The sequence below is a fragment of the Ruminococcus sp. NK3A76 genome (assembly GCF_000686125.1).
Taxonomy (GTDB): domain Bacteria; phylum Bacillota; class Clostridia; order Oscillospirales; family Ruminococcaceae; genus NK3A76.
The window spans coordinates 1,510,372-1,536,194 of sequence record NZ_JMMA01000002.1 but is presented as its reverse complement, the minus strand read 5'-3'; the positions used below and the strand labels follow the sequence as shown (position 1 = coordinate 1,536,194).

21 protein-coding genes are annotated in these 25,823 nt (G+C 46.0%); 20 read left to right on the top strand and 1 reads right to left on the bottom strand.

Annotated features, from left to right (window positions below):
- Positions 1–74 precede the first annotated feature (74 nt).
- The 6 genes from clpP to CD05_RS0107290 all read left to right on the top strand — a co-directional run bounded on the left by clpP (position 75) and on the right by CD05_RS0107290 (position 6,293).
- Positions 75–665: an ATP-dependent Clp endopeptidase proteolytic subunit ClpP gene (gene clpP / locus CD05_RS0107315; RefSeq protein ID WP_028509952.1), complete on the top strand. Its 591-nt coding sequence runs from the start codon at positions 75–77 to the stop codon at positions 663–665.
- A gap of 16 nt (positions 666–681) precedes the next feature.
- Complete coding sequence (gene clpX / locus CD05_RS0107310) at positions 682–1,941, top strand: ATP-dependent Clp protease ATP-binding subunit ClpX (protein ID WP_028509951.1); 1,260 nt, start codon at positions 682–684, stop codon at positions 1,939–1,941.
- A 132-nt stretch (positions 1,942–2,073) separates the two neighbouring features.
- On the top strand, positions 2,074–3,321 hold the full coding sequence (gene glyA, locus CD05_RS0107305; protein ID WP_028509950.1) for a serine hydroxymethyltransferase: 1,248 nt from the start codon (positions 2,074–2,076) through the stop codon (positions 3,319–3,321).
- Between the two features lie 64 nt (positions 3,322–3,385).
- Positions 3,386–4,003 carry a hypothetical protein gene (locus CD05_RS0107300; protein ID WP_028509949.1) on the top strand — a complete coding sequence of 206 codons (618 nt, stop codon included), beginning with the start codon at positions 3,386–3,388 and terminating at the stop codon, positions 4,001–4,003.
- A gap of 92 nt (positions 4,004–4,095) precedes the next feature.
- Positions 4,096–5,022, top strand: coding sequence for a homoserine O-succinyltransferase (gene metA, locus CD05_RS0107295; protein WP_028509948.1), 927 nt, complete (start codon positions 4,096–4,098; stop codon positions 5,020–5,022).
- Positions 5,022–6,293: a replication-associated recombination protein A gene (locus tag CD05_RS0107290; protein ID WP_028509947.1), complete on the top strand. Its 1,272-nt coding sequence runs from the start codon at positions 5,022–5,024 to the stop codon at positions 6,291–6,293. The genes metA and CD05_RS0107290 overlap by 1 nt, the downstream gene beginning before the upstream one ends.
- Positions 6,294–6,324: 31 nt before the next feature.
- Here the strand turns inward: CD05_RS0107290 and asnB are convergent, their stop codons facing one another.
- Entirely contained in the window at positions 6,325–8,166 is a 1,842-nt protein-coding gene (gene asnB, locus CD05_RS0107285) for an asparagine synthase (glutamine-hydrolyzing) (protein WP_028509946.1), read from the bottom strand.
- 271 nt (positions 8,167–8,437) lie between these two features.
- Here asnB and CD05_RS20555 point away from each other — a divergent pair, with 271 nt between their 5' ends.
- The 14 genes from CD05_RS20555 (at position 8,438) to CD05_RS0107215 (ending at position 25,810) form a co-directional block, all read left to right on the top strand.
- The gene (locus CD05_RS20555) at positions 8,438–8,608 is read left to right on the top strand and encodes a hypothetical protein (RefSeq protein ID WP_156947343.1); all 171 of its coding nucleotides are present in this window, start codon (positions 8,438–8,440) and stop codon (positions 8,606–8,608) included.
- A 71-nt stretch (positions 8,609–8,679) separates the two neighbouring features.
- Positions 8,680–8,889 (top strand): hypothetical protein, encoded by a 210-nt coding sequence (locus CD05_RS0107275; protein WP_028509945.1) that lies wholly within the window; start codon positions 8,680–8,682, stop codon positions 8,887–8,889.
- Positions 8,890–9,017: 128 nt separating this feature from the next.
- On the top strand, positions 9,018–12,458 hold the full coding sequence (locus CD05_RS0107270; protein ID WP_028509944.1) for a PD-(D/E)XK nuclease family protein: 3,441 nt from the start codon (positions 9,018–9,020) through the stop codon (positions 12,456–12,458).
- Positions 12,458–16,198 (top strand): UvrD-helicase domain-containing protein, encoded by a 3,741-nt coding sequence (locus CD05_RS0107265; protein ID WP_028509943.1) that lies wholly within the window; start codon positions 12,458–12,460, stop codon positions 16,196–16,198. Before CD05_RS0107270 ends, CD05_RS0107265 begins: the two co-directional genes overlap by 1 nt.
- A 204-nt stretch (positions 16,199–16,402) precedes the next feature.
- Complete coding sequence (infC, locus tag CD05_RS0107260; protein WP_028509942.1) at positions 16,403–16,933, top strand: translation initiation factor IF-3; 531 nt, start codon at positions 16,403–16,405, stop codon at positions 16,931–16,933.
- A 14-nt stretch (positions 16,934–16,947) separates the two neighbouring features.
- On the top strand, positions 16,948–17,145 hold the full coding sequence (gene rpmI, locus CD05_RS0107255) for a 50S ribosomal protein L35 (RefSeq protein ID WP_028509941.1): 198 nt from the start codon (positions 16,948–16,950) through the stop codon (positions 17,143–17,145).
- A gap of 58 nt (positions 17,146–17,203) precedes the next feature.
- A complete protein-coding gene (rplT, locus tag CD05_RS0107250; protein WP_028509940.1) occupies positions 17,204–17,557 on the top strand; it encodes a 50S ribosomal protein L20 in 354 nt (117 codons plus the stop codon).
- 68 nt (positions 17,558–17,625) lie between these two features.
- Positions 17,626–18,432 carry an RNA methyltransferase gene (locus CD05_RS0107245; RefSeq protein WP_028509939.1) on the top strand — a complete coding sequence of 269 codons (807 nt, stop codon included), beginning with the start codon at positions 17,626–17,628 and terminating at the stop codon, positions 18,430–18,432.
- A gap of 1 nt (position 18,433) precedes the next feature.
- A complete protein-coding gene (locus tag CD05_RS0107240; protein WP_028509938.1) occupies positions 18,434–19,645 on the top strand; it encodes a DNA-processing protein DprA in 1,212 nt (403 codons plus the stop codon).
- Positions 19,646–19,682: 37 nt separating this feature from the next.
- A complete protein-coding gene (gene topA / locus CD05_RS0107235; RefSeq protein ID WP_028509937.1) occupies positions 19,683–21,773 on the top strand; it encodes a type I DNA topoisomerase in 2,091 nt (696 codons plus the stop codon).
- On the top strand, positions 21,745–23,079 hold the full coding sequence (gene trmFO / locus CD05_RS0107230; RefSeq protein WP_028509936.1) for a methylenetetrahydrofolate--tRNA-(uracil(54)-C(5))-methyltransferase (FADH(2)-oxidizing) TrmFO: 1,335 nt from the start codon (positions 21,745–21,747) through the stop codon (positions 23,077–23,079). Before topA ends, trmFO begins: the two co-directional genes overlap by 29 nt.
- 24 nt (positions 23,080–23,103) lie before the next feature.
- Positions 23,104–24,111, top strand: coding sequence for a phosphate acyltransferase PlsX (gene plsX / locus CD05_RS0107225; RefSeq protein WP_028509935.1), 1,008 nt, complete (start codon positions 23,104–23,106; stop codon positions 24,109–24,111).
- A 3-nt stretch (positions 24,112–24,114) separates the two neighbouring features.
- Positions 24,115–24,816: a ribonuclease III gene (gene rnc / locus CD05_RS0107220; RefSeq protein ID WP_198021581.1), complete on the top strand. Its 702-nt coding sequence runs from the start codon at positions 24,115–24,117 to the stop codon at positions 24,814–24,816.
- Complete coding sequence (locus tag CD05_RS0107215) at positions 24,806–25,810, top strand: radical SAM protein (RefSeq protein ID WP_028509933.1); 1,005 nt, start codon at positions 24,806–24,808, stop codon at positions 25,808–25,810. The genes rnc and CD05_RS0107215 overlap by 11 nt, the downstream gene beginning before the upstream one ends.
- The last annotated feature ends 13 nt before the right edge of the window (positions 25,811–25,823 follow it).

The following is a 25,823-nucleotide window of genomic DNA, read 5'->3' as shown; positions in this document are numbered from 1 at the left end:
CGCTCGCTCTGCGGGCGAAATTGTCTATAAAGAGAAATATCTAAAAATGTCATTTTATGTATGGAGGTTCTAATATGGCACTTATACCTTATGTAGTTGAACAGACAAGCAGAGGAGAAAGAAGCTACGATATCTTTTCAAGGCTTCTCAATGACAGAATCATAATGCTTTGCGATGCTATCGACGATAACGTTGCAAGCGTGGTAGTAGCACAGCTTCTCTACCTCGAGGGTCAGGATCCTGATAAGGATATCGACCTTTATATCAATAGCCCTGGCGGCTCTATAACAGCCGGTATGGCGATATATGATACAATGAATTATATCAAGTGCGATGTTTCTACTATCTGTATAGGTATGGCGGCATCAATGGGTTCCTTCCTGCTTTCGAGCGGTGCTAAGGGTAAGAGATTCTCGCTCCCCAACAGCGAGATACTCATTCATCAGCCCCTTATCTCAGGCGGCCTTTCCGGCCAGTGTACCGATATCAAGATACACTCCGACCACCTCGTGAGAACAAGAGAAAAAATGAACCGTATCCTTGCCCAGAATACCGGCAAGCCTATCGAGCAGATCAATATCGACACTGAGAGAGATAACTATATGACTGCTGAGCAGTCGCTCGAATACGGTCTTATTGATAAGATAATAACCAACAGACAGTAAAAAGGATCGGTGTAAAATGGCTGACATTAAAAGATGTAACTTCTGCGGAAAGCCTGAAACAAGAGTCGAGAACCTGTTTTCAGCAGGTGATAATCATATCTGCGATGAATGTGTTATGTTCTGCTATGATATTTTAGCAAAGCAGAATAAAGGCGCTAAGGCTCCCGCAAAGGTCAAGGAGATAAAAAAAGCTAAAGAGAGCGGTATAAAGCTCGTTAAGCCTACCGAGATAAAGAAGGTGCTCGATGAGTATGTTATCGGTCAGGACGAGGCTAAGATAGCCCTCTCAGTCGCTGTGTATAACCACTATAAGAGAATTCTTTCCAACGAGGAAGGCAATGAGGACGATGTAGAGATACAGAAGTCCAACGTCCTCCTTCTTGGTCCTACAGGTACAGGTAAGACCCTGCTTGCTCAGACTATGGCAAGACTGCTCAATGTTCCTTTCGCTATAGCTGATGCTACCACTCTTACCGAGGCAGGCTATGTAGGTGATGACGTTGAGAACGTGCTCACAAGACTTATCCAGGCTGCCGATTTCGATGTAGAAGCTGCCGAGAGAGGTATAATCTATATCGACGAGATAGATAAGATATCAAGAAAGTCTGAGAACACCTCTATCACCCGTGATGTCAGCGGCGAGGGCGTTCAGCAGGCACTTCTTAAGATAGTTGAGGGTACAGTTTCAAACGTTCCTCCTCAGGGCGGAAGAAAGCACCCCCAGCAGCAGTTCATTCAGATAGATACCAAGAATATCCTCTTTATCTGCGGCGGCGCATTCGACGGCCTTGAAGCTGTTATCAAAAAGAGAACAGATTCCTCCAGCCTCGGCTTCGGCGGCAATATCAAGGATAAGAAGAATGATAACGATGTGTTCAAAAAGGTCGTTCCTCATGACCTCGTGAAGTTCGGTATCGTTCCTGAGCTTGTCGGCAGACTTCCTGTTATCACAGTGCTTGAAGAACTCGACGAGCCTGCTCTTTGTCGTATCCTTGCAGAGCCTAAGAATTCGCTTATCAAGCAGTATACCAAGCTCTTTAAGATGGACGGTATCGAGTTCAATGTAACAGACGATGCTATGACAGCTATAGCTAAGAAGACTATTGAACAGAAGACCGGCGCAAGAGGCCTTCGTGCTATCGTAGAGGGTATCCTTACCAAGATAATGTTTGAAGCCCCTGCCGATAAGACTATAGTTTCTATCACTATCACTGAGGACTGCGTCAACGGTGATGCAGAGCCTGAGATAGTAAGAGGCAAGAGAAAATCAGCATAAATTATTATATCCGTCCTTCGGGGCGGATATTTTTTATAAATTTTCTGTTTTTCCTCTTGCCTTTTTGGTGAAAATAAGTTATAATAAAAGGGTAGCATTTTTCAAATAATGTCGAAAGGATAGGTACATAAAATGAAAATAGTTGATACTATCGGCTTTGTAGGCCAGTTTGATGAAGAAGTAAGCAAGGCAATGGACGCTGAGCTTGCAAGACAGAGAAGAAATCTTGAGCTTATCGCAAGTGAGAATATCGTTTCTCCTGCTGTTATGGCTGCTATGGGCTCTGTTCTTACAAATAAGTATGCAGAGGGTTATCCGGCTAAGAGATACTACGGTGGCTGCGAGTGCGTAGACGTTGTAGAGAATATAGCTATCGAGAGAGCTTGTAAGCTCTTTGGCGCTAAGTTTGCAAACGTTCAGCCCCATTCCGGCGCACAGGCAAATATGGCAGTTTATTTCGCACTCTGCGAGGTTGGCGATACAATAATGGGTATGTCTCTCGCTGACGGCGGCCACCTTACACACGGCTCACCTGTAAATATGAGCGGTAAGAACTATAACTTCGTTTCATATGGCCTTACAGATGAAGGCTTTATAGATTATGATGCACTCGAAAAGCTCGCTAAGGAGAATAAACCCAAGCTCATCGTAGCTGGCGCTTCTGCTTATCCGAGAGCTATCGACTTTGAGCGTATCTCTAAGGTCGCTAAGGAAGTCGGCGCATATTTCATGGTAGATATGGCTCATATCGCAGGCCTTGTAGCTGCCGGCCAGCACCAGTCTCCCGTGCCTTATGCTGATGTAGTAACTACTACAACTCATAAGACGCTCCGTGGCCCCAGAGGCGGTATGATACTCACAAATGATGAGGAAATAGCAAAGAAGATAAACAAATCAATATTCCCCGGCACACAGGGCGGCCCTCTTATGCACGTTATCGCTGCTAAGGCTGTCTGCCTCGGCGAAGCTCTTAAGCCTGAGTTCAAGGCTTACGGTGAGCAGGTAGTTAAGAACGCACAGGCTCTTGCAAAGGGTCTTCTCTCCAAGGGCTTTGACCTTGTTTCAGGCGGTACAGATAACCACCTCATGCTCGTTGACCTCCGTCCCTTCAGCATCACAGGTAAGGAGCTCGAAAAGAAGCTCGATGAGGTGTTCATCACAGTCAATAAGAACGCTATCCCCAACGACCCTGAAAAGCCGTTCGTAACAAGCGGTGTCAGAATAGGTACTCCTGCTGTTACAACAAGAGGTCTTGTTGAGGAGGATATGGAGAAGATAGCTCACTTCATTTACCTCACAGCTTCTGATTTTGATAATAAGGCTGATGAGATCCGTGCAGGCGTTACTGAGATCTGCAAGAAGTATCCGCTTTACGAATAATTTATAACATTTGCTGCTCCCTCGGTCATTCGGGGGAGCATTTTTAAAAGGACGTGTCAGAATATTGAATAGCGACGCTTTTTTTGATCTGTTTTATGTTATACTTTATATTGTCGGCTTTATTTTATATCTCGGAAATACTATCGAGTTTGTCAGAAAGGATATCAGACCGCTTTTTCTTAAAATAAGAGGAGAAAAAACTACAGGCAGGCTCATTTCCGTTGATTTTGCAGACCCTGAAATAAAAGCAATTGTCCGGGATAGACCCGAAAAAGAGAAAAACTACCTTTATACCGAGTATATGACTCTTCGTATAGAGTATCATCTTGAAGATAACAGCAGACACCTTGCCCGTATCGACCTTTTTCCCGTTCTGTACTATGACAGAATGGTTCGTGGCGGTGCCTCAAAGGATAAGGAAAAACACAGCTATATACTTGATGATGACGCCGATGCTGATGATATAGCATTCAGAAAAGCACTTAAAAAAGACCTGCCGATAGATATAGTAGTTGACAGAAAAGACCATAGAACAGTCTGTCTTGAACGTGACTATTACGATAAAAGATACTGGAAAAAGATATTTCTCGGTATTCTGAAAAAGCTGTTTATGCTTATTATTGCGGGAATTTTTGTATACTGGTACTTTATGGAATTCGTTTATGAATATCTGCTGAAATGAGATGTTTTTCAAAAGCTTGCTCACCCCTTGCAGAATGCAAAAAAGTATGCTATAATAATATAATACATTATATTTACAAGGACTGATGCTTAATGCCTATTAAGATACCAAATGATCTTCCTGCCTTTGCGGCACTTGAGAAGGAGAATATATTCGTCATTCCCAATGACAGAGCAGCTCATCAGGATATCCGAGCGCTCAGGATAGCTATAGTCAACCTTATGCCCGATAAGATAACCACTGAAACGCAGCTGCTCAGACTTCTGAGTAATACCCCTCTGCACGTTGACATCGACCTTGTGCAGATGAACCATGTGTCAAAGAATACCCCTCAGGAGCATATGCTCGCTTTCTATAAGTCGTTTGATGAAGTCCGTGAGAATAAGTATGACGGCCTCATCATAACAGGCGCACCTGTCGAGCAGCTTGACTTTGAGGAAGTTGACTACTGGGACGAGCTCTGTGATGTGTTTGAGTGGGCTAAGACCAATGTCTTCTCCTCGCTGCATATCTGCTGGGGCGCTCAGGCGGCGCTGTATCACCGCTACGGTATACCGAAATACCCCCTCGAAGCTAAGATGTTCGGTAATTTCAAACACCATATCGAATATCCTAAGAGCCTCCTTCTGCGTGGTTTCGGTGATGTTTTCCATTGCCCGCATTCAAGACATACCGAGGTAAGACGTGAGGATATAGAAAAGGTCGATGACCTTATAGTTGTCGCAGAATCATTCGAGGCCGGCGTTCATGTCGTGTCAGATAAGATCGAGCGCAATTTCTACGTCTTCGGTCACTGGGAGTATGACAGGCGTACTCTTGCAAAGGAGTATTTCAGAGATAAGAAAAAAGGCCTTAAGATAGACCTTCCGTATAACTATTTCCCTGATAATGACACCGAGAATAAACCGATATTCAACTGGTCGTGCTCGGCAAACCTTATGTATGCAAACTGGCTCAATTACTGCGTATACCAGAGAACTCCGTTTGATATTGATATGATAGGGAAGGAGAACGTGTAATGCCGGCCCCCCTTGCGGACAGGATACGCCCTAAAACTCTCGACGAGGTCGTAGGCCAGCGTGAGCTTCTGGGCGAGGGAAGACCGCTCAGAAGGATAATTGAGAGCGGCACTATCCCCAATATGATATTCTATGGCTCATCAGGCGTTGGCAAGACGACTGTTGCCAGGATAATCGCCGAGAATGCCAATATGCAGCTGTGTAAGCTCAACGGTACATCTGCCTCAGTCAACGATATTAAGGATATCATCTCGCAGACTGATACGCTTATGGGCTATAACGGTATCCTGCTCTACCTTGATGAGATACAGTACCTCAATAAAAAACAGCAGCAGTCGCTCCTTGAATATATAGAAAACGGAAAGATAACCCTTATCAGCTCAACTACCGAGAACCCGTATTTCTATGTGTATAATGCGATAATCAGCCGTTCTACCGTGTTTGAGTTCAAGCCTGTGACCCCTGAGGATATCATTCCTGCTATCAAGCGTGCCTTCCAGCTCGCAGCAGATGATATAGGTATGAAGCTAAGGCTGGAGCCCGGCGTTGTCGAGCATATAGCAAGAGGCTGCGGCGGCGATGTAAGAAAGAGTATCAACACTGTCGAGCTCTGCGCTCTTTCAGCAGATAACGACGGCGAAACGCTCACCGTGCGTATGGAAACAGTCAAGACCCTTACTCAGCGCAGTAATATGCGCTACGACAGGGCAGGAGATGAGCACTATGATGAGCTGTCAGCCCTACAGAAATCTATCCGTGGCTCTGACCCGGACGCTGCTATATTCTATGCTGCCAAGCTCCTTGAAGCCGGCGATATAATATCACTTTCACGCCGCCTGCTCGTAATAGCGAGTGAGGATATAGGCCTTGCTTATCCGCAGGCTATTGCGATAGTCAAAGCCTGTGTTGACAGCGCTATGCAGCTCGGCCTCCCCGAAGCGAGGATACCGCTTGCTGATGCAGTTGTGCTGCTTGCTACCGCTCCTAAATCAAACAGCGCTTACCTTGCAGTTGATGCTGCCCTCTCTGACATCAGAAAGGGTATCACAGGCGATTTCCCACGACATTTGCAGAATAAGCATTTTGACGGTGAGGGTGCTGCAATAAAGGGTCAGCACTACCTATATCCGCATGATTACCCAAATCATTGGGTCGAACAGCAGTATCTCCCCGACAGCCTTAAGAATAAGACCTATTATACCTACGGTGAGAATAAGAACGAACAGGCATCTAAAGCCTACTGGGATAAGATAAAAGGCAGGAATAAATAATCGCCCCACCGCTATGGTGAGGCGATATTTTTTATAATTCCCACTTGTCGTTAAAGTAAACATCATACCAGATAAGGAATGAGAACACTGTCCATATCTTTCTTGAATTGTCAAACTTGCCGTCTCTGTGCTCGTCAAGCAGCTTAATGAGCATATCAGTGTCAAAGTAGTGCTTTGATATGTCACTCTCAAACTTTTCTCTTACGATGTTGTAATACTTGTCTTCCTTGAGCCATACTCTTATCGGAACAGGGAAGCCGAGCTTGGGCTTGTTTGCAGTCTGAGGAGGGCAGTCCTTAAGGGCTGCAATTCTCATCGCATACTTTGTGTTCTCGTTGTTGACTCTGTAGCGTACAGGTATTCCCTCTGCCATGTCCATTACCTTTCTGTCAAGGAAGGGCACTCTGACCTCCAGCGAGTGAGCCATGCTCATCTTGTCAGCCTTAAGCAGAATGTCACCGGTCATCCAGAGGTGCAGATCAAGATACTGCATCTGTGTCGGTGCGTCCTTGTCTCTTACCTTGTCGTAGAAAGGCTTGGTTATCTGCATTGCATCGGGAGCATTGGTCTTTATCTTTAAAAGCTGCTTTCTCTCTTTTTCAGAGAACATATACGCATTGCCTATAAACCTCTCATCAAGGTTGCGTGAGCGCCTTACCAGGAAATTTACGCCTCTCTTCTGCGGCAGCTTCTCGCACACAGCACCGATACCACGCCTGATAGGCCTCGGAATGTGGTTGTAAATCGCAACATCTGTCGGCTCTTTGTAGATAGTGTAGCCGCCGAATATCTCGTCAGCGCCCTCGCCCGAAAGACATACCTTTACGCTCTTTGATGCAAGCCTGCATACAAAGAACAGTGCGATTGCTGCCGGGTCTGCGAGCGGTTCGTCCATGTGATACTGTATCATAGGCAGGTTACCCCAGTATTCGTTCGGGTCTATTACCTCGCTCGTGTTTTCTTTGCCGATGTATTTTGAAAATTCCTTGGCATAGCCTATCTCATTATATCTCTCGTCCTCGCCGAAGCCTACAGTGAATGTCTTGTCAACATTTGCAGCAGCTGCAACATAGCTCGAATCAACACCGCTTGAAAGGAAAGAACCAACCTCAACATCAGCGATCTTGTGAGCCTCTACTGAATTGTTGAAGGTGTCTGATATCCTGTTTACCCATTCTTCAAGCGTGGGCTTTTCGTCAGCGTCAAATTTGATCTCCCAGTATCTCTTTACATCGAGTATGCCGTTTTCATATGTGAAGCAGTGCGCAGCAGGCAGCTTTTTAACGCCCTTGAAGAATGTATCCTCAGTAGGGGAGTACTGGAAAGTCAGATATGTTTCGAGTACATCTTCGTTTACTTCCTTCTTGAATTCCGGGTGGTCAAGAAATGCCTTTATCTCGCTGCCCCACATAAATGTGTTGCCCATTTTAGCATAGTAGAGAGGCTTGATGCCGAAGAAGTCCCTCGCACCAAAGAGCTTGCGCTTTGCTTTGTCGTAAATAACAAAAGCAAACATACCTCTTAGCCTTTGCAAAAGCTCCTCGCCCCATTCCTCGTAGCCGTGAATGAGCACCTCAGAGTCAGTCTTTGTGTAAAAGCTGTGGCCTGCTTTGAGCAGATCCTCTTTTAATTCTCTGTAATTGTATATCTCACCGTTAAAGGTCAGTACAAGACTTCTGTCTTCATTGAAAAGCGGCTGGCTGCCGTTGTCTGACAGGTCTATGATAGAAAGCCTGCGAAAGCCCATTGCAACATTCTCGTCAATGTACTTTCCGTCAGAGTCAGGGCCACGGTGTCTTATCCTGTCCATCATTTTTCCAAGCGTGTCGCCGTTATCATTGATGTAATTTGTAAAGCCGACAAATCCGCACATAATTACCTCACCTTTCAAATAAAAAAAGGCATAACTCCGTAAGAGTCTGCCAAGCAGACCCTACAGCCGCACGACATTGTGCGGTATGCCCTATTAGTATTATACTATATTTTTATTATCTTTTCAATAGCAAAGCCTACAATTTTGACCCATTTTTCAGACCAAATACTGTCATAAGTTTAATTTTTCGTGCAAAAAACCAGTACTCCACTTGAATTTGACCTTAAAATGTGTTATAATCATAATTGTAAAAACTTTTGGAGTGAGAAATATGCTTAAGCAAAAAAGAATGAAATACCGCCTGGGGCTGCTTATAGCTGTCAGCTTTATTGCGCTCCTGCTTGCTTTTTGTGCCTACATGATGTCTACTACCCTTGAAGAAGTACTCTATGACGAGCGTGGTGTCCAGGTCGTGACACATAGTGATGACAGCAGTAACTGATGCCGCTGTATAATTTAGCCTGATATGTCAATACTCCTTGTAAGAAATTATTAAGGAGTTGACTTTTTTATATGAACAAGTTTATCATTTCCACTGCCGCTGCACTTGCTTTTTGCAGCTTTGATCTGCCGTCCGCCGGTGCTCAGGGTCTTGAGATAAGTAATGGCTGTATATGCTCTTTTCTTACTATCCCTTCAAGCAGCGAATGCGATGATGAAGATACCGATGATGTGGAGTATGGCTTTAAGCTGTATGAGCTGATAAAAGAACTTTTTGACTGATGCTATGATTTGCTGTACGTTTTATCGTACAGCTTTTGTTTTGTCTATTGACTTATTTTTATTATGTGGTACAATAGTATATAGAGAAACAAACGTGTAAAAACTCTATTAAGAAACGGGTGAATAATGTGCTTGATCTTATATGCGCTGATGCGCTGTGCGACAGAACATCTGCAATGGCAGACAGAATAAAAAGCCCCCTCTCTCAGGGGCGTAAATGTCTTGTCATAGTCCCTGACCAGTTTTCGTTTGACTATGATAAAGCTCTGTATAAGCACCTCGGTGTCAAGGCTTTCAATAAACTGACAACAGGCGGCTTTAACCGTATCTGTGAACTCATAGGCCGTAAAAACGAAGGATTTGCCGGCGAGAATGCTGATGAAAATCTCTCGATGATACTTATGTATCTTGCTATCAGACGTTTAAGGCATGAGGGCGGTGCTCTTTATTATAAAAAGGCTTTTGAAAAGGGCTCGTTTATCGGTAAGATGACATCTCTTATCAAGGAGCTGCGCTCTGCCGGTATAACTCCTGAGATGCTGTCAGCTGCTGTTGACGGCAGCGGCTCTATGCTTTCTAAAAAGCTGACAGATATCTCAAAGCTCTATTCTTATTATATGAACGAGCTCGAAAGCAGAGGACTTTGCGATAATACCCATGGCGTTGTCCGTGCAGTCGAGATAGCACAAAAGCAGCGCCTTTTTGAGAATACTGATATTTTTATCGACTCTTTCCATAGCTTCTCCTATGATGAGCTGCGACTTATCCGTGTCATGCTCTCGCAGGCGGATAATGTCACAGTCGGCCTGCTCATAGGCTCGGGGGCTAATGCAGCTTCTCCGCTCACACCGTTTGCTGAGCCGCTAAAAACAAGGAGAGAACTTGAAAGCTATGCTGTTCAGCTCGGCATTGATGTCTCGTATTCACAAGCCCCCCGCTGCCCTGATGTGTCAAAGGATATCAGCGTGATAAATGACAGGATATTCCTGTCATCTGAAAAGGTGCTTGATAAAAGCAGCGATGTAACTATCGTCAAAAGCTGCGATATCTATGAGGAAAGCGAATATGTCTGCTCCGAGATAATACGCCTTACCCGTGAGGAAGGGCTTTCGTTTGATGACTGTGCAGTTTATATAAGAGACCCTGCCGCATATAAAAGCGCAGTGTCAAGTGTCTTTGAGCGATACGGCATACCTGTATTCTTTGACTGCCCTGAGCTTATAACACAGTATTCCTTCGTTATGTATTTCGAGGGTCTGTTCAAATGCGTCCTCGGTAAGAGCTATAACACCGAGAATATCATGCGCTGTATCAAATCCGGCCTTTCCAACTGCTATGAGTATGAAGCCTCAATGCTTGAAGAATACTGTACCGAATGGAATGTTGACGGCGATATGTGGCTCTATGAATTTACAGCCAAGGATAAAAGGATAAGCGATAACAGCCGCTATCTTGAAATAATTAACGGTATCAGAAGAAAGGTCATCGAGCCTCTTGAACGCTTCAAATCAGCCTGTGTTAACGCAACTGCCGGCGAGATAAGCCGTGCGTTGTATAAGCTGCTCGACGATGTTGAGCTGTCGCAGAAGTCCTATTCAATGGTGGCCGCATCTATGCGTGGCGATGACGATATGAAGATAGCTGCAAGACAGTTCCGCCAGCTGTGGGAGCTTGCTGTTTCCTGTATAAGTGCAGTGTTTAGAAATATCCCCGACGAGGTGCTTTCTCTCAGACAGTATTATGAGCTTATATCTACCATGTTTTCAAATATCACAGTCTCCGCTCCTCCTCAGAAGCTCGGCTGTGTCATGATAGTCGATTCCTCTCATTCAAGACTCAACTCAAAGCGTGCAGTCTTCGTTATGAACTGTAATGACGGCGCTTTCCCCTCCGATGTCAAGAGCGACAGCCTGTTTTCTGACCGTGAGAAGCAGCGCCTTTCCGCTGACGGCATCGAGCTTCCCCGTGGTATCAAAGCACGCCTTGCCCATGAAAGGCTCGTCTGCTATAGTGCCCTTACATCATCAACTCAGCGCCTGTATCTTCTCTGGCATGAGACTGATTCAAAGGGCAGCCGCTTAAGACGTTCGTCATTGCTCAGCTCAGTTGATTCAATGCTCGGCGGTAAGACGGAGATAAGGGCTCAGGATATGCCTGTGGATTTCTATTGCCCGACATTCGGCAGTGCATATACTAAATACCTCGAACGCTGCCACGACCGCAGCGATATTACTTCCTCACTTAAAGAAGCCCTGTCTACCGACCCGGATTATTCATCCCGTATCAGCAGACTTTCTGATATCGCATCAAGAAAGCCCTTCTCGCTCGATAAAAAGCACGCAGCACAGCTTTTCAACGCCGACAGTATCAACCTTTCAGCCACAAGGCTCGAAACGTATTATAAGTGCCCGTTTATGTATTTTTGTAAATACGGCCTAAAGATATCTCCGCCCTCCGGTAATAAGATAGACCCTAAAAACCGTGGTACATTCGTGCATAGCTGCCTTGAAGGCATACTGTCAAAGACAGCCCCGGACGGCAGCATAGTCTATGACGAGAGTTTCAAATCTCTTACCGATAAAGAACTGAAAGAAAAGATACATGAATACTTCCTGTCATATGTAAAGAATGACCTCGGCGGTGATTTCGGCAAGACCAGCCGTTTTGAGTTTATCACAAAAAGGTGGGAGGAGTCTGCTTTCTACGTTGTAAAGAACCTCCGTGATGAGCTTGTTGATACGCTGTTCAAGCCTGTTGGCTTTGAGTATAGCTTAAGCAAGGCCGGGGGCGGCAGTATCCTGCAAATCACCTCTCAGGGCAAGTATACTATAAATGTATACGGCAGTATCGACAGAGTAGATATCTATGAGCATACAGATGAAACAGGTAAAAAGCAGAAATATCTCAGGATAATCGACTATAAGACCGGCTATAAGGAGCTTAAGCTCGAAGAGCTGTATAACGGCCTTAACCTGCAGATGCTCATCTATCTCCTTGCTGTCACGGAAAATGATAATGAGCTCAATTCCACAGGCGATGTAAAGCCTGCCGGTGTTCTCTATATGCCGGCTATACATATCAACGCCGATAAGGATTCTGATAAGGCATACAGCGCCGGCCTTAAAGGTGATCTTGAAAAATCGCTCAGCGATTACCGTAATAATAAATTCAGGCGCTTCGGACTTATTGTTGATAACGAGATAACCACAAAGGCTATGGACGCCGCCGGCAACAGGTTCTTGAAGTATTCCGTTGACAGAAAGACAAAAACTCCCGAGAAATACGGTGCTTCACTCATGCTCTCCGAGGAGGAGATAAAGGCTTTTGAAGAGTTTGCCAGAGAAAAGCTCGTTGAGGCTGCCGATAAGCTCATCGACGGCAGGATAGAGGCTGACCCTCTCTATACCGTAAAGAACCCCCATAAGGACAGAGGCACACCGTGCAGCTGGTGTGATTATAAGGGCGTCTGCCGAAACGCTTTTGCAAAGGAGCACCGGCTTGTTGATAAGCAAAACGATAAGCAGGCTATGCTTGCTCGTATTGAAAAGATAAGAAAGGGTGAGAACTGATGCCGCAGAGTTGGACACAAGAACAGATACAGGCGATAAACGCTCGTGGCAAGGGAATAGCTGTGCCTGCTGCTGCCGGCAGCGGTAAGACGACGGTTCTGGTCGAGAGGGTAATAGATATCCTTGCAGACCCCTCGAACGACGTCACCCCTGACAGACTGCTCGCAGTTACCTTTACAACAGATGCTGCAGCGAATATGAAAAGAAAGCTCTCCTCCGAGTTTGAAAAGAGGATAGCTGCCTGCCCTGATGATCTTTGGCTGCAAAGCCAGCAGTCTATGCTTGCAGCTGCAAAGATAAAGACTATAAATGCATTCTGCCTTGACTTTGTCAAGGAGAATTTCAACCTTCTCGATATCCGTGACGATGTAAAGATCATCGAGCCCGATGACGAGAGCCTTCTGCTCGACCGCTCTATAGACGAAGCCCTTGAAGAAGCCTATAAAAACTCACCCGAGATGATGAAAAAGCTCAACGACTCGCTCTGCCAGGAAACAGACGAGCAGCTTTCAGCACATATCAGGAAAATGTGCTATGTTCTTGGCTCAGTGCCTTTTCCCGAGTCGTTTGCGCAGGCTCAGAAGGAGCTTTTCTTTACCGATGAGGGCTTTAAACACTATACAGATATGCTCTTTGAGTATGCCGAAAGCAAGCTGTCAAGAGCAAGGGCAGCAATGACTACAAATGAAGCTATGCGCAGGACGTTCAGCTTTATCCCTAAGCTTTGCGACTGTATAGATGATGATATTACCTTTGTAACAAAGTTTTGTCAGGCGGTCGGTGACCGTGATACCGATATGATACATAAGCTGCGTGACGGCCGCAAGTGGGCATCACTCTATGGCTATACCGATAAGACGACAGATAAGACCTTTGATGTCAACGAGAGCCAGATATACCATAAGGCATACGAGCATTTCAAGACCGAGCGTGATGCTTATAAAAAGCTCATAGATAAGCTCGGCACCATGCTCGATATCAATGTCCCGGTTCAGAAGCAGCGCCTTGCTTTTGCAGGCGAGCTCTATTCAGGCATATGTGATCTTACACTCAGAACAAGAGAGCTTCTCTGGGAGAAAAAGCTCGAACGCAACGCAGTTTCATTTGCTGATGTCGAGGATATGACAGTCAGACTTCTTGTTGAAAAGACAGAAACCGGCTTTGTGCGTACCCCTCTTTGTGAGGATATAGTAAAGAGCCGCCTTTATAAAATGATACTCATAGATGAGTTCCAGGACGTAAATGACCTTCAGGAGCTTATTTTCAGAGCCGTCTCCGAGACTGATGATATAAGCATAATGGGTACAAACGTCTTTCTTGTCGGCGATGTCAAGCAGGCGATATATGGTTTCAGACAGGCAAACCCCAAGCTGTTTTTAAATGTTATAGCTGATACTCAACGCCCTGAAAATCAGGCAAAGCTCGAAAACATCAGGCTCCGTACAAATTTCCGCAGCAGAAAAAATGTCATCGATTTTGTAAATGACATATTCAGCGTAATAATGTCATCAGATGTCGGCGATGTCACCTATGATGATGACGAGATGCTTTACCTCGGCGCAGAGTATCCTGCCGCAGATATCCCGACAGATGTGCTTTTCTTCTCCTATGGCGATGACAGCAGCGCAGAAGATGACTCAGATGATAGCGACGGCTCACAAGCTAATGACAGCTCCTCATATAGCTTCATAGCCCCTGAGTATATCGCCGCATCTAATCATATCCGTGATATGCTTGACAGCGGCGCACTTGTTTACGACAGCGACGAGAAAAAACAGCGCCCCTGCCGCCCGTCAGATTTCTGTATTCTTGTCAGGACAAATAAAGTCCAGTCAAAGATAGCTGCCGCCCTCAAAACAGTCGGCCTTGATTCCTTCTACGAAACAGCCGACGGCTATATGAGAGCCCGTGAGATACTTGTTATCATAAACCTGCTGAGAGTTATTGATTCTCCGTTTAATGATGTTGCAATGCTTTCAGTCATGCTCTCTCAGGTCATGGGCTTCACAGCTGATGAGGTCACAACGATAAGGCTCCTGTGCGATTCATCTGACAGCGGTGTCCGCAAAAAGCTCTATCAGATAATGAATGCTGTTTCCAAGGAAGAAGACGAGACCCACGAGCGTGAATCCGGCAAGATAAATGTAGATGATCCCGTGCTCGAAGAAAAGTGCAGAAAAGCAGTAGCTCTTGTCAAGAGCCTTCGCTACTACGCTGCAAGTATGCCGCTTGAAGCGTTGATAGGTAAGATTTATCAGCTTACCGACCTCTATTCTTCAGCGGCAGCATTTGAGAATTCAACACAGATGCGTGCTAATCTGCGAATGCTCATTGAATATGCAGCAGCATATGACAGCTCGGGCAGCAGCGGCGGTCTGACTGGTTTCCTGCGCTACTATGAAAAGATAGCCGGTGCAGGGAAGGACTTCAAGCAGGCAGCTCTCAGCTCGTCAGGCGAGGGTGTTATCATTCAGACAATGCACGGCTCAAAGGGTCTGGAATACCCGTTCGTTATACTCTGTGATATGGAGTATAAATTCAAGGGAACAGGCGACCTTCCTGAGTTTATTATCGACAGGGATATAGGTACAGCCCTTCGCTATCATAATGTGTATGACCTTTCAAACGGCTCTAACCTTTCCTATGACGCTATGTCACTCATGCTTGCTAAGAAAGAACTAAGTGAGGAGATGCGCCTTCTGTATGTTGCGCTTACCCGTGCAAAGGAACGCCTGACTATCATACTGCCTGTCAAGGTCGGTAAAAAGACCAACGCTTTTAACAAGTATTCATCGCTCCTTTCCGCAGCCGAGACCCTCGGCGGTGTTGACAGCGGCCTTGTATCCTCCTGCGGCAGCTATGCAGAATGGATAGTCGCAGCTCTCTCAGCCCATGAGGACTTCGCTCCGTTTGTCCATTTTATTGAGGATAATACCGAAGACGAGTTTGATATAAAACCTGTCTACAGCCTCTCAAAGCTCAGTGTCCGCCCGGCTGATATAAAGCCAAGGGAAAACGCTCTGCCGGACTTTGTACCAAGACCGGCTGATAAAGTGCTTACAGAAAAGCTCATCAAAGGCTTTGCCTATGACGATAATGACCCTCTTTCTCAGGTCATATCAAAGCTGTCAGTCACAGAGATAGTAAGAGCTGAGCAGGAAAAGCTCTATGGCGATAAAGACCCCGAGTTCTATCCACGACTTCCTCGCCTTGACGACGAGATAGGCAGGCTGTCTCATGCCGAACGTGGTACTTACACCCACCTGTTCATGGAGCTTGCAGACTATGACAAGGCAAAACAAAGCGTCTCCGATGAGCTTGAAAGGCTCACATCTCTTGGTATGTTCACCCCGGCTCAGGCTAAGGGTGTCTATGTCAGCGCACTTGAAATGTTCTTTGCTTCTCCTTTCTTTGAGAGAATGTCTGCATCCACTGAGATAATGCGTGAGCGCAGCTTCCTTGCGACGATATCCGAGCTTTCGCTCGGCGAGGGCTTTGAGGAGTATGAAGGCACCGACGCCTGCGTTCAGGGTATTGCCGACTGTATATTTGAGGAAGATGACGGCTATGTCATAGTTGATTATAAGACAGACCGTTTCGAGAATGAGCAGGCTATGGATAAGTATAAGACGCAGCTTCGCATCTATAAGGCAGCGTTTGACCTCGTGCTTGATAAGCCTGTCAAGAGCTGTTATATCTATTCATTCTGGCTCGGAAAGGGCAGAGAAATATTTTTTTGAAAAATCTCAAAAAAGGTATTGACAAATGAAAAACTATGTGATATAATATTTTGGTAAACAAAGCAGAACATTGATCCGTTCTCACCTCGAGCGATAAGCGACAAGGTCAAAAACGAAATAGCATAGTATTTGAAAGAATATTATTTGCATATTACGGGTACGGGTCTTTAAGTCTGTGCCCGTTTTAGTTTTATTTGGAGGTGTTTGAAAATAGCAAAGAAAGAACATCAGATCAACGAAGAGATAACCGATAAGGAGCTTCGTGTTATCGACGTTGACGGAGGTCAGCTCGGAATAATATCAGCCAAGGAAGCGCTCGAGCTCGCTTATGAAAAGGATCTTGATCTTGTCAAGATAGCACCTACGGCTACACCGCCTGTGTGCAGGATCATGGACTACGGCAAGTTCGTTTTTGAGCAGGGCAAGCGTGAAAAGGAAGCAAAGAAAAATCAGAAGGTCATAGATATAAAGGAAGTAAGAATGTCCTCAACTATCGATACTCATGATTTCGAGACAAAGGTCAATCAGGCTGTAAAGTTCTTGAAGGGCGGCGATAAGCTCAAGGTTTCAGTCCGTTTCAAGAAAAGAACAGTTGCTCACCCTCAGTTCGGTGAAGAGCTTTTGGAAAAGTTCAAGGCAGAGATATCCGAGTACGGAGCTGTTGACAAGCCTACTAAAATGGAAGGACGAAGCCTTGTGATGTTCGTCGTTCCCAAACCGGGTAAAAACAATTAAGGAGGAAATAAATCATGCCAAAGATCAAGACACATTCCGGTGCAAAGAAGCGTTTTAAGGTTACAGGCACAGGAAAGGTTAAGTTCCAGCACACCAACAAGAGACATAGACTTACGCAGAAGGATCATAAGCGCAAGAGAATACTAAGAGGCGCTGCATATGCTGATTCTTCAAATATCGCAAATGTCAAGTTACTTATCCCTTACAAATAATATCGAGGTATAGGGAAACAACCAAAACTAACTCAAAGATAAGGAAAGGTGAATTACTATGGCTCGTATTAAGGGAGCAATGATGACTCGTAAGAGAAGAAATAAAACTCTTAAGCTTGCAAAGGGCTATTTCGGTTCTAAGAGCAAGCACTTCAAGATGGCTAAGCAGGCCGTAATGAAGTCCGGACAGTACGCATATATCGGCAGAAAGCAGAAGAAGAGAGACTTCAGAAGACTCTGGATAACAAGAATCTCTGCTGGTTGCAAGATGAATGGTGTTAACTACTCCACATTCATGAATGGTCTTAAGAAGGCTGGCATCACACTCAACAGAAAGATGCTTTCCGAGATCGCAATAAGCGACCCCGCAGGCTTCAGCGCAATCGTTGAAAAGGCTAAGGCTGCACTTTGATCTAAACACATCGACACGCAAGTTTTAATAGACCTGCGTGTTTTGTGTTATATTAGGATGTGAATATCTTGTTTATAAGCAGTAAGGATAACCCGAAAATCAAAAGACTTGCAGCACTTCTGTCGAGTAAAAAGCATCGCTCTGCCGAGGGCGTGTTCGTTGTCGAGGGCGTGCGAAGCAGTGCTGATGCACTTAAGGAAAGCCTCGAAGGTTCGCTTGATGTTGAGTCTCTTTACTTTACTGATGATGCAAAAAATGATCTTGAAGAACGCCTCGGTAAGGACGTATTTGAACACTTTGACAATTCGGCTTGCTTTGAGATAACTAAGGAGCTTGCAGATAAGGTGTCTCTTGAAGGCAATACCCAGGGTGCTTTCGTCGTTGCAAGGGCTGTTCATAAGCCTCTGCCGGAGTCTCTTTCCGGTAAACGCTATGTAGTGCTCGATAATATCCAGGATCCCGGCAATCTCGGCACTATCCTGCGTACAGCAGATGCAGTAGGTGCAGACGGTGTTATCCTTACAAATAACTGCGCTGAACTCTATAACCCGAAGGTCATACGCAGTACCATGGGCAGTATATGCAGAACTGATACCTATGTCGAGAATAGCTTCGAGAAAGTCTGCTCGGCTTTTAAGGATTCAGGCATCTGCGTTGTTGCGGCAGTCGTCAGAGAAGGCGAGCTGCTCAGCCGTTACAGGTTTGCTCCAAAGTGCGCTGTAGTTATCGGTAACGAGGGCAGGGGACTCAGTGAAGAACATATCGCACTCTGTGACGAAAAAGTCACTATAGATATGCACGGCCGCCTTGATTCGCTCAATGCATCAGTTGCAGCAGCAGTTATTATGTGGGAAATGTCCAAGGAGGGGTGCTAAGATGATCGAAGCTGACGGCGATTACCTCAGCTGGATAAAGCTGTCGCTCGTTTTCGGCTATGGCAGTAAGCGTTTATATAAAATGCTCAGACATCACCTTAGTGCCGAAAACTTCTTCTACGCTCTTTATTATCATGAGGAGAAGACCGCCACCGAACAGGAGATGATCGCTGCAAGGAATCTCCCCGAGGAGCTTATAGACGGTATCCTTAAACTGTGCGATAATGAAAAGATAAATATTTATTGTTATGAAAGTGAGGGCTATCCCGAAAAGCTCAGGGCGCTTGCTAATCCGCCTGCTGTTTTGTATTCATTCGGTAGCCTTGACTTTTTAAACGATGAAAAAACTAAACTGCAGTTTATCGGCTCACGTTCGCCTTCGCAGTATACAAAGGATATAATGCCTAATATTATAGCACCGCTCGCAAAGCTCGGCTTCTCGTTTATCTCGGGATATGCCGCCGGTGTTGATAAGCTGACTAATGACCTTGCAAGAGAGCATATGGCGGATAATGCAGTCTTTCTTGCCGAGCCGCTTGATAAGTGCGGCGATTTTACAGAGTATCGTAAGATAGCTATGGGCGGCGCAGTGATCTCAGAGTTCGCACCCTGTGCAAAGCTCCATGCGCCACGGACTTTTACCCTGCGTAACCGTCTTATGACCTGCGTTTCAGATGCACTTGTCGTCTGCCAGGAGGGTGAGTGGGGCAAGGGCCTTGATAATATAAGCTATGCTACAGCACTCGGTAAGCGTGTGTATGTAGTCCCGCCCGGGGATATATTTGATCCACGCTATTTCGGGCAGAGAGACCTTCTCAGAAAGGGCTTTACTCCGCTTTTCAGCTCGGCTGATATCGTCTATGGCCAGAATAAGGATAACAGCTCTGCCGTTGATCTGAGTATACTCGATGTCAATGAGAATTATCTGTATAATCCTACAGTTCCTCCTGTGAAAAGAGGCTCCAAGAAAAAGGTCAAGCGTATGGAAAAGAATAAGCGCTATGAGCATAAGCTGCTCACACCGCAGATGCTTGAGGAGCTGTCTGAAACTCAGCGCTCGATCATATTCGCACTTGATACCAAGCCGCTCTGCATAGATGAGCTTTCAATAAAACTCGGTCTTCCTGCACAGGAGCTGGTCAACGAGATAACAGAACTTGAGCTTGAAGACGTGCTCGCACAGGACGTTAATAAGAATTACTATCTGCTCTGATGCAGATATCAATACATTTGATTGGAGAGAGTAAATATTGTCTGATCTTGTTATAGTTGAGTCGCCTCATAAGGCTAAAACAGTAAAAAGATACCTCGGCAGTGATTATGAAGTCGTGGCCTCAATGGGTCATCTTCGTGATCTTCCTAAGTCAAAGCTCGGTGTCGATATCGACCATAGCTTTGAGCCGCAGTATATAAATATAAAGGATAAGGAATCCCTTATCAAGGAAATAAAGAAAAAGGCAAAGGCAGCCGATCATGTCTATCTCGCAGGAGACCCTGACCGTGAGGGCGAAGCTATCTCATGGCACCTTGCACAGCTCCTTGGCCTTGATATGAATGATAAGAACCGTGTTGCATTCAATGAGATAACTGCAAGCGGTATCAAGGCCGGTATGGAGAATCCCCGTACAATAGACCTTAACCTTGTCAATGCACAGCAGGCAAGAAGGATCCTTGACCGCATAGTCGGTTATAAGCTGTCACCTTTCCTCTGGAGAAAGATAAGACGTGGCCTTTCTGCCGGCAGAGTTCAGTCTGTCGCTGTCAAGATGATATGCGACAGGGAGGAGGAGATACGTGCATTCAAATCGACTGAATACTGGTCGATAGATGCCAAGCTCCATACAAAGGGCTCAAAAAAGACCTTCAGCGCAAAGCTCACAACAGTTGACGGTGAAAAGGTCGAGCTTGCTGATAAGGAGCAGACAGATGCTATCCTTGCAAGACTTGAAAACGCTGATTATGTTGTTGATAAGATAAAAAAGAGCGTGCATAAGAAATCCCCGGCTGCACCGTTTACTACATCTACCCTCCAGCAGGAGGCTTCAAGAAGACTTGGCTTCCAGGGCAGACGTACAATGAAGGCAGCTCAGGAGCTCTACGAAGGTCTTGATATCAAGGGCATGGGCGCTACCGGTCTTATCACATATATGAGAACCGACTCGCTTCGTATCTCTGATGAAGCAAGGGCAGCTGCCTATAATTTCATAAGAGACAAATACGGCGATAAGTATATCCCCGATACACCGAAGAAGTATAAATCAAAAGGCAACGCTCAGGATGCACACGAGGCTATCCGCCCGACTCACCCCGAGCTCACCCCTGATGAAGTAAAGGAAAGCGGCGTAACAAACGACCAGTATAAGCTCTATAAGCTCATCTGGGAGCGTTTTATAGCAAGCCAGATGTCAAACTGTATCATGGATACAGTTTCTGTTGATATCCTTGCTAACGGCTGTATGTTCAAGACCACAGGCTATTCTGTCAAGTTTGACGGTTTTACAGTTCTGTATGAGGAAACTAAGGATAACGACGACGAGAAAAAGAACGTTCTCCCTCCTCTTGAAAAGGGTGAAAAGCTCAGACTCAAAGAGCTTAAGGGCAACCAGCATTTCACTCAGCCGCCTGCACGCTATACCGAAGCATCTCTTGTAAAGGCTTTCGAGGAAACAGGTATAGGCAGACCTTCTACCTATGTTTCTACAATAACAACTATCATATCCAGAAGCTATATCGAGCGTGACGGTAAGCAGCTAAAGCCTACAGCTTTAGGTGAAACGGTTAACTCTCTTATGAGCGACCACTTTGGCAAGCTCGTTGATGTGGGATTTACCGCTAATATGGAAACAAACCTTGATAAGATAGAAAACGGCAAAAAGGGCTGGGTCAAGACTCTCGATGAGTTCTACAAGGATTTTGACAGCGAGCTCTCTGTGGCTGAGGAAGCTATGGACGGAAAGCGTGTCAAGGTGCCTGATGAGGAGACTGACCAGGTGTGCGAGCTTTGTGGCAAGCCTATGGTCATAAAGATAGGCCGTTTCGGTAAGTTCCTTGCCTGCTCCGGCTTCCCGGAGTGTACAAATACCAAGCGTATAGTTACCGAGACCGGTGCTGACTGCCCTTACTGCGGCAAAAAGGTGCTGCTCAAAAAATCCAAGAAGGGCAAGAAGTATTACGGCTGTGAGGATAACCCGACCTGCGGCTTTATGACGTGGGATATCCCTACAGAGCATAAGTGTCCCGATTGCGGCAGCTCGCTTTTCCAGAAGGGCGGCAAGAACGGCAAGCTCGTCTGCCATAAGGTCGGCTGCGGCTATGAAAAGGATCTCAGCGATGAAGGCTAAGGTGATTGGTGCAGGGCTTGCAGGTGTAGAAGCGGCATGGCAGCTCTCAAATGCCGGTATTGAAACCGAGCTTTATGAGATGAAGCCTCATAAATACACCCCTGCACATAAGTATAAAGGCTTTGCAGAGCTTATCTGCTCAAATTCACTTAAGGCAAGCCGTATCGAGTCGGCTGCCGGTATGCTCAAAGAGGAAATGAGAAGGCTCGGCTCTCTCACTATGGAGTGCGCTGAGAAAACAGCTGTCTCCGCAGGTGGTGCTTTGGCGGTCGACAGAGAAAGGTTCTCCGACCTTGTCACAGAGCGTATCCGCTCACGCAGTAATATAACTGTTATCGAGGGCGAGGTCACAGATATCCCCGATGGCGATGTCATTATAGCTACAGGCCCTCTTACAAGTGACGCACTTGCTCAGAAGATAGGTGAGCTCGTCGGCGATTATCTGTATTTCAACGACGCAGTTGCTCCTATAGTAACAAAGGAAAGCATAGATATGTCACGAGCATTCCTTGCTTCACGTTATGGCAGGGGAGAAGCTGATTATATAAACTGCCCCTTTGAAAAGGACGAGTATCTTAGATTCTATAACGAGCTTGTAAATGCCGAGAGCGCTCCGCTCCACGATTTTGATAAGGAGCATTTCTCAAAGGACGGCTTTAAGGTCTATGAGGGCTGTATGCCGATAGAAGTGCTTGCAAAGCGTGGCGTGGATACTATGCGTTTCGGGCCTCTTAAGCCTGTAGGTCTTACAGACCCCTCGACCGGCAGAAGACCCTACGCCTGCGTTCAGCTCCGTGCCGAGAATTCCGAGGGCTCGCTCTATAATATCGTCGGTTTCCAGACAAATCTTAAATTCGGCGAGCAGAAGCGTGTTTTCTCAATGATCCCCGGCCTTGAAAATGCTGAGTTTATCCGCTACGGCGTTATGCATAGAAATACATTTATCAATTCCCCCAAACTGCTCGATGAGCATTTCAATATGCGCTCACACAGCAATATCTATTTTGCAGGGCAGATAACAGGGGTCGAGGGCTATATAGAGTCAGCTTCAAGCGGTATGATCGCAGGCCTCAGCCTTGCAAGAAAGCTCACCGGCAAAGAGCAGATATCGCTCCCTGCAACAACGATGATCGGTGCGCTTACAAAATATATCTCTGATGATACAGTAGTTGATTTTCAGCCTATGGGCTGTAATATGGGTATCCTTCCCATGCTTCCTGACAGGATAAAGGATAAGAAAGAAAAATACCTTGCCCTTGCTACCCGTGGTCTTGCAGACCTTGACAAGGTGCTTGAAGGTATCTGATAATATATATGAGGAGGTCAGAAAATGAATATTGTAATGGACGCATTCGGCGGCGATAACGCCCCTCTCGAAGTTATAAAAGGCGCAGTAGATGCTGTTGCCGATTTCAAGGTAGATGTCACCCTCGTCGGCGATGAGGAAAAGATAAAGAAATGTGCCAAGGATAATTCTATAGATATATCATCACTTAAGATAAAGCATACACCTGTGGTCATCGAGATATGCGATGAACCTACAGAGGTCATCAAGAGCAAGAAGGACTGCTCGATGGCAGTCGGCCTTCAGATGCTTGCAGACGGTGAGGGCGATGCTTTCGTTTCTGCCGGTTCTACGGGTGCTCTCGTTGTCGGTGCTACTTTTATCGCTAAGAGACTTAAGGGCATCAAGCGTCCTGCTCTTGCAACAGTCCTCCCGACAGCAGGCGCACCAACTATGCTTCTTGACAGCGGAGCAAATGCAGAGTGCCGCCCTGAGATGCTCGTGCAGTTCGGTATCATGGGCTCTGCTTATATGGAAAAGGTGCTCGGTGTCAAAAAGCCGAGAGTATGCCTTGCAAATATAGGCGCTGAGGAGTCAAAGGGCAGAGAGCTCGAGCTTGAAACATATAAGCTCTTAAAGACTGCTCCTGTTAACTTTACAGGAAATATCGAAGCAAGACAGGTGCCCCTCGGTGATGCTGATGTTGTAGTTGCTGACGGCTTTACAGGAAATATCATGCTCAAACTCTATGAGGGTATGGCTAAATTCTTCGCAGGTGAGCTTAAAACTCTCCTCACTGCTAATGCCAAGAGCAAGCTCGCAGCACTTCTTGTTATGAATAACGTCAAGGCTTTCAAGAAAAAAGTCGATTATTCCGAGTACGGCGGTGCACCTCTCCTTGGTACTGCAAAACCTGTAATAAAGGCACACGGCAGCTCTGATGCAAAGGCTTTCTATAACGCTGTAAGACAGGCAAAGATCTTTACCGAGACAGGCGTTATAGATACTATAACAGAAGCTCTCGCATCAATGAAAAGCAGTAAAGAGGCGTAAGCAATGGACGAAAATACAGCTCTGAAGGAATTTCAGAAAAAGATAAACTATACATTCAAAGACGAGCAGCTCTTGTTTGAAGCGCTCTCTCATTCCTCCTTTGCGAATGAGAGCAAGAAAGCACGCTGCTCGAACGAGCGCCTTGAATTCTTAGGCGACTCTGTGCTCTCAATAGTGGTCTCTGACCATATATTCAAGCATTTTTCGCATATCCCCGAGGGTGAGCTCACAAAGCTGCGTGCTTCGCTTGTTTGTGAGAATGCACTCTTTGAGTTTTCAAAGCGAATTGACCTTGGTTCATATATCTTCCTTGGTAAGGGCGAGGAGCAGACAGGCGGCAGAACACGCCCCTCGATAGTCTCCGATGCTTTTGAGGCAGTTATAGCAGCAATATATCTTGACGGCGGTATGGAGGCGGTCGCTCCCTATATCCTGTCATTTATCCCTGAGGATATCACTCCGAAGGGCACAGATGCATTCCACGATTATAAGACTCTCCTTCAGGAGGTCATTCAGCATAATCCCGAGGAGAAGATAGAGTATCATCTGAGCTCCGAGTCAGGCCCCGACCATGACAAGAAGTTCACTATACAGGTGCTCCTGAATAATAATGTGATAGGCGAGGGCACAGGCCGCTCTAAGAAATCAGCAGAGCAGGCCGCTGCAAAAGAAGCTCTTGCACTTATGGGCGTCAATGAAGCATAGTAATATATCCATTTTCGTGCCGCATATCGGCTGTCCCCACCTCTGTGCATTCTGCGACCAGCGCACGATAAGCGGTGAGGATAAAGCCCCTAAGCCTGATGATGTAAGGCGTATATGCGCTCAGGCTCTTGATGAGATATCATCACCTGAAAACACTGAGATAGCCTTCTTCGGCGGCAGCTTTACTGCTATAAGGCATGATTATATGACAGCACTGCTTGAAGCCGCCAATGAGTTTGTCGGCGAGGGTAAGTTTCGTGGCATAAGACTTTCAACACGTCCCGACTATATTGATGACGACGTGCTTGGCGTTTTGAAAAAGTATAACGTTACAGCAATAGAGCTCGGCGCTCAGTCTCTTGACGATGAAGTGCTTGCAGCAAATGAGCGTGGCCATACAGCACAGGATGTTGTTGATGCAAGTGAACTTATCCGCCGATATGGCTTTGAGCTTGGCCTGCAAATGATGGTCGGCCTGTATAAAAGCACCCGTGAAAAAGAGCTTGCAACTATGCGTAAGATAATTGATATCCGCCCGCAGACAGTCCGTATCTACCCCGTAGTGATACTAAAGGGCACAAAGCTCGGTTCGTTGTATCAGTCAGGTGAATACCAGACTATGAGCTTTGACGATGTTGTTGAACTCTGTGCAGATATGCTCACCGAGTTTGATAATGCAGATATAAAGGTCATCAAATGCGGCCTTCACGCAAGCGAGTTTGTTGAGCGTGATATGCTCGGCGGCTTCTACCACCCGGCTTTCCGGGAGCTTTGTGAGGCGGTCTGCTACCGTAAGGCATTTGATGCAGAAATAAATAAAACAGGTCTTTCAAAGGGCATCGCAGAATTTGCTGTCCCTTCAAAGAACCTTAGTAAAGCACTCGGCCAGAAAAAGAGCAACGTCGGGTACTTTGCAGATAAAGGCTTTGAACTTAGGCTCGTGCCTTCTGATGATACCAATGATAAATATCAGGTAATAAATATTTGGCAGTAAGGGAAGTGAGAAA

Bases quoted from the DNA above. Each gene is read 5' to 3' on its own strand.
- clpX (WP_028509951.1), top strand. From the start codon at position 682: ATGGCTGACATTAAAAGATGTAACTTCTGCGGAAAGCCTGAAACAAGA.
- rplT (WP_028509940.1), top strand. From the start codon at position 17,204: ATGGCTCGTATTAAGGGAGCAATGATGACTCGTAAGAGAAGAAATAAA.
- rnc (WP_198021581.1), top strand. From the start codon at position 24,115: ATGGACGAAAATACAGCTCTGAAGGAATTTCAGAAAAAGATAAACTAT.
- rpmI (WP_028509941.1), top strand. From the start codon at position 16,948: ATGCCAAAGATCAAGACACATTCCGGTGCAAAGAAGCGTTTTAAGGTT.
- plsX (WP_028509935.1), top strand. From the start codon at position 23,104: ATGAATATTGTAATGGACGCATTCGGCGGCGATAACGCCCCTCTCGAA.
- clpP (WP_028509952.1), top strand. From the start codon at position 75: ATGGCACTTATACCTTATGTAGTTGAACAGACAAGCAGAGGAGAAAGA.
- asnB (WP_028509946.1), bottom strand. From the start codon at position 8,166: ATGTGCGGATTTGTCGGCTTTACAAATTACATCAATGATAACGGCGAC.
- trmFO (WP_028509936.1), top strand. From the start codon at position 21,745: ATGAAAAGGATCTCAGCGATGAAGGCTAAGGTGATTGGTGCAGGGCTT.
- CD05_RS0107265 (WP_028509943.1), top strand. From the start codon at position 12,458: ATGCCGCAGAGTTGGACACAAGAACAGATACAGGCGATAAACGCTCGT.
- metA (WP_028509948.1), top strand. From the start codon at position 4,096: ATGCCTATTAAGATACCAAATGATCTTCCTGCCTTTGCGGCACTTGAG.
- CD05_RS0107275 (WP_028509945.1), top strand. From the start codon at position 8,680: ATGAACAAGTTTATCATTTCCACTGCCGCTGCACTTGCTTTTTGCAGC.
- CD05_RS0107290 (WP_028509947.1), top strand. From the start codon at position 5,022: ATGCCGGCCCCCCTTGCGGACAGGATACGCCCTAAAACTCTCGACGAG.
- CD05_RS20555 (WP_156947343.1), top strand. From the start codon at position 8,438: ATGCTTAAGCAAAAAAGAATGAAATACCGCCTGGGGCTGCTTATAGCT.
- glyA (WP_028509950.1), top strand. From the start codon at position 2,074: ATGAAAATAGTTGATACTATCGGCTTTGTAGGCCAGTTTGATGAAGAA.
- CD05_RS0107240 (WP_028509938.1), top strand. From the start codon at position 18,434: ATGATCGAAGCTGACGGCGATTACCTCAGCTGGATAAAGCTGTCGCTC.
- CD05_RS0107215 (WP_028509933.1), top strand. From the start codon at position 24,806: ATGAAGCATAGTAATATATCCATTTTCGTGCCGCATATCGGCTGTCCC.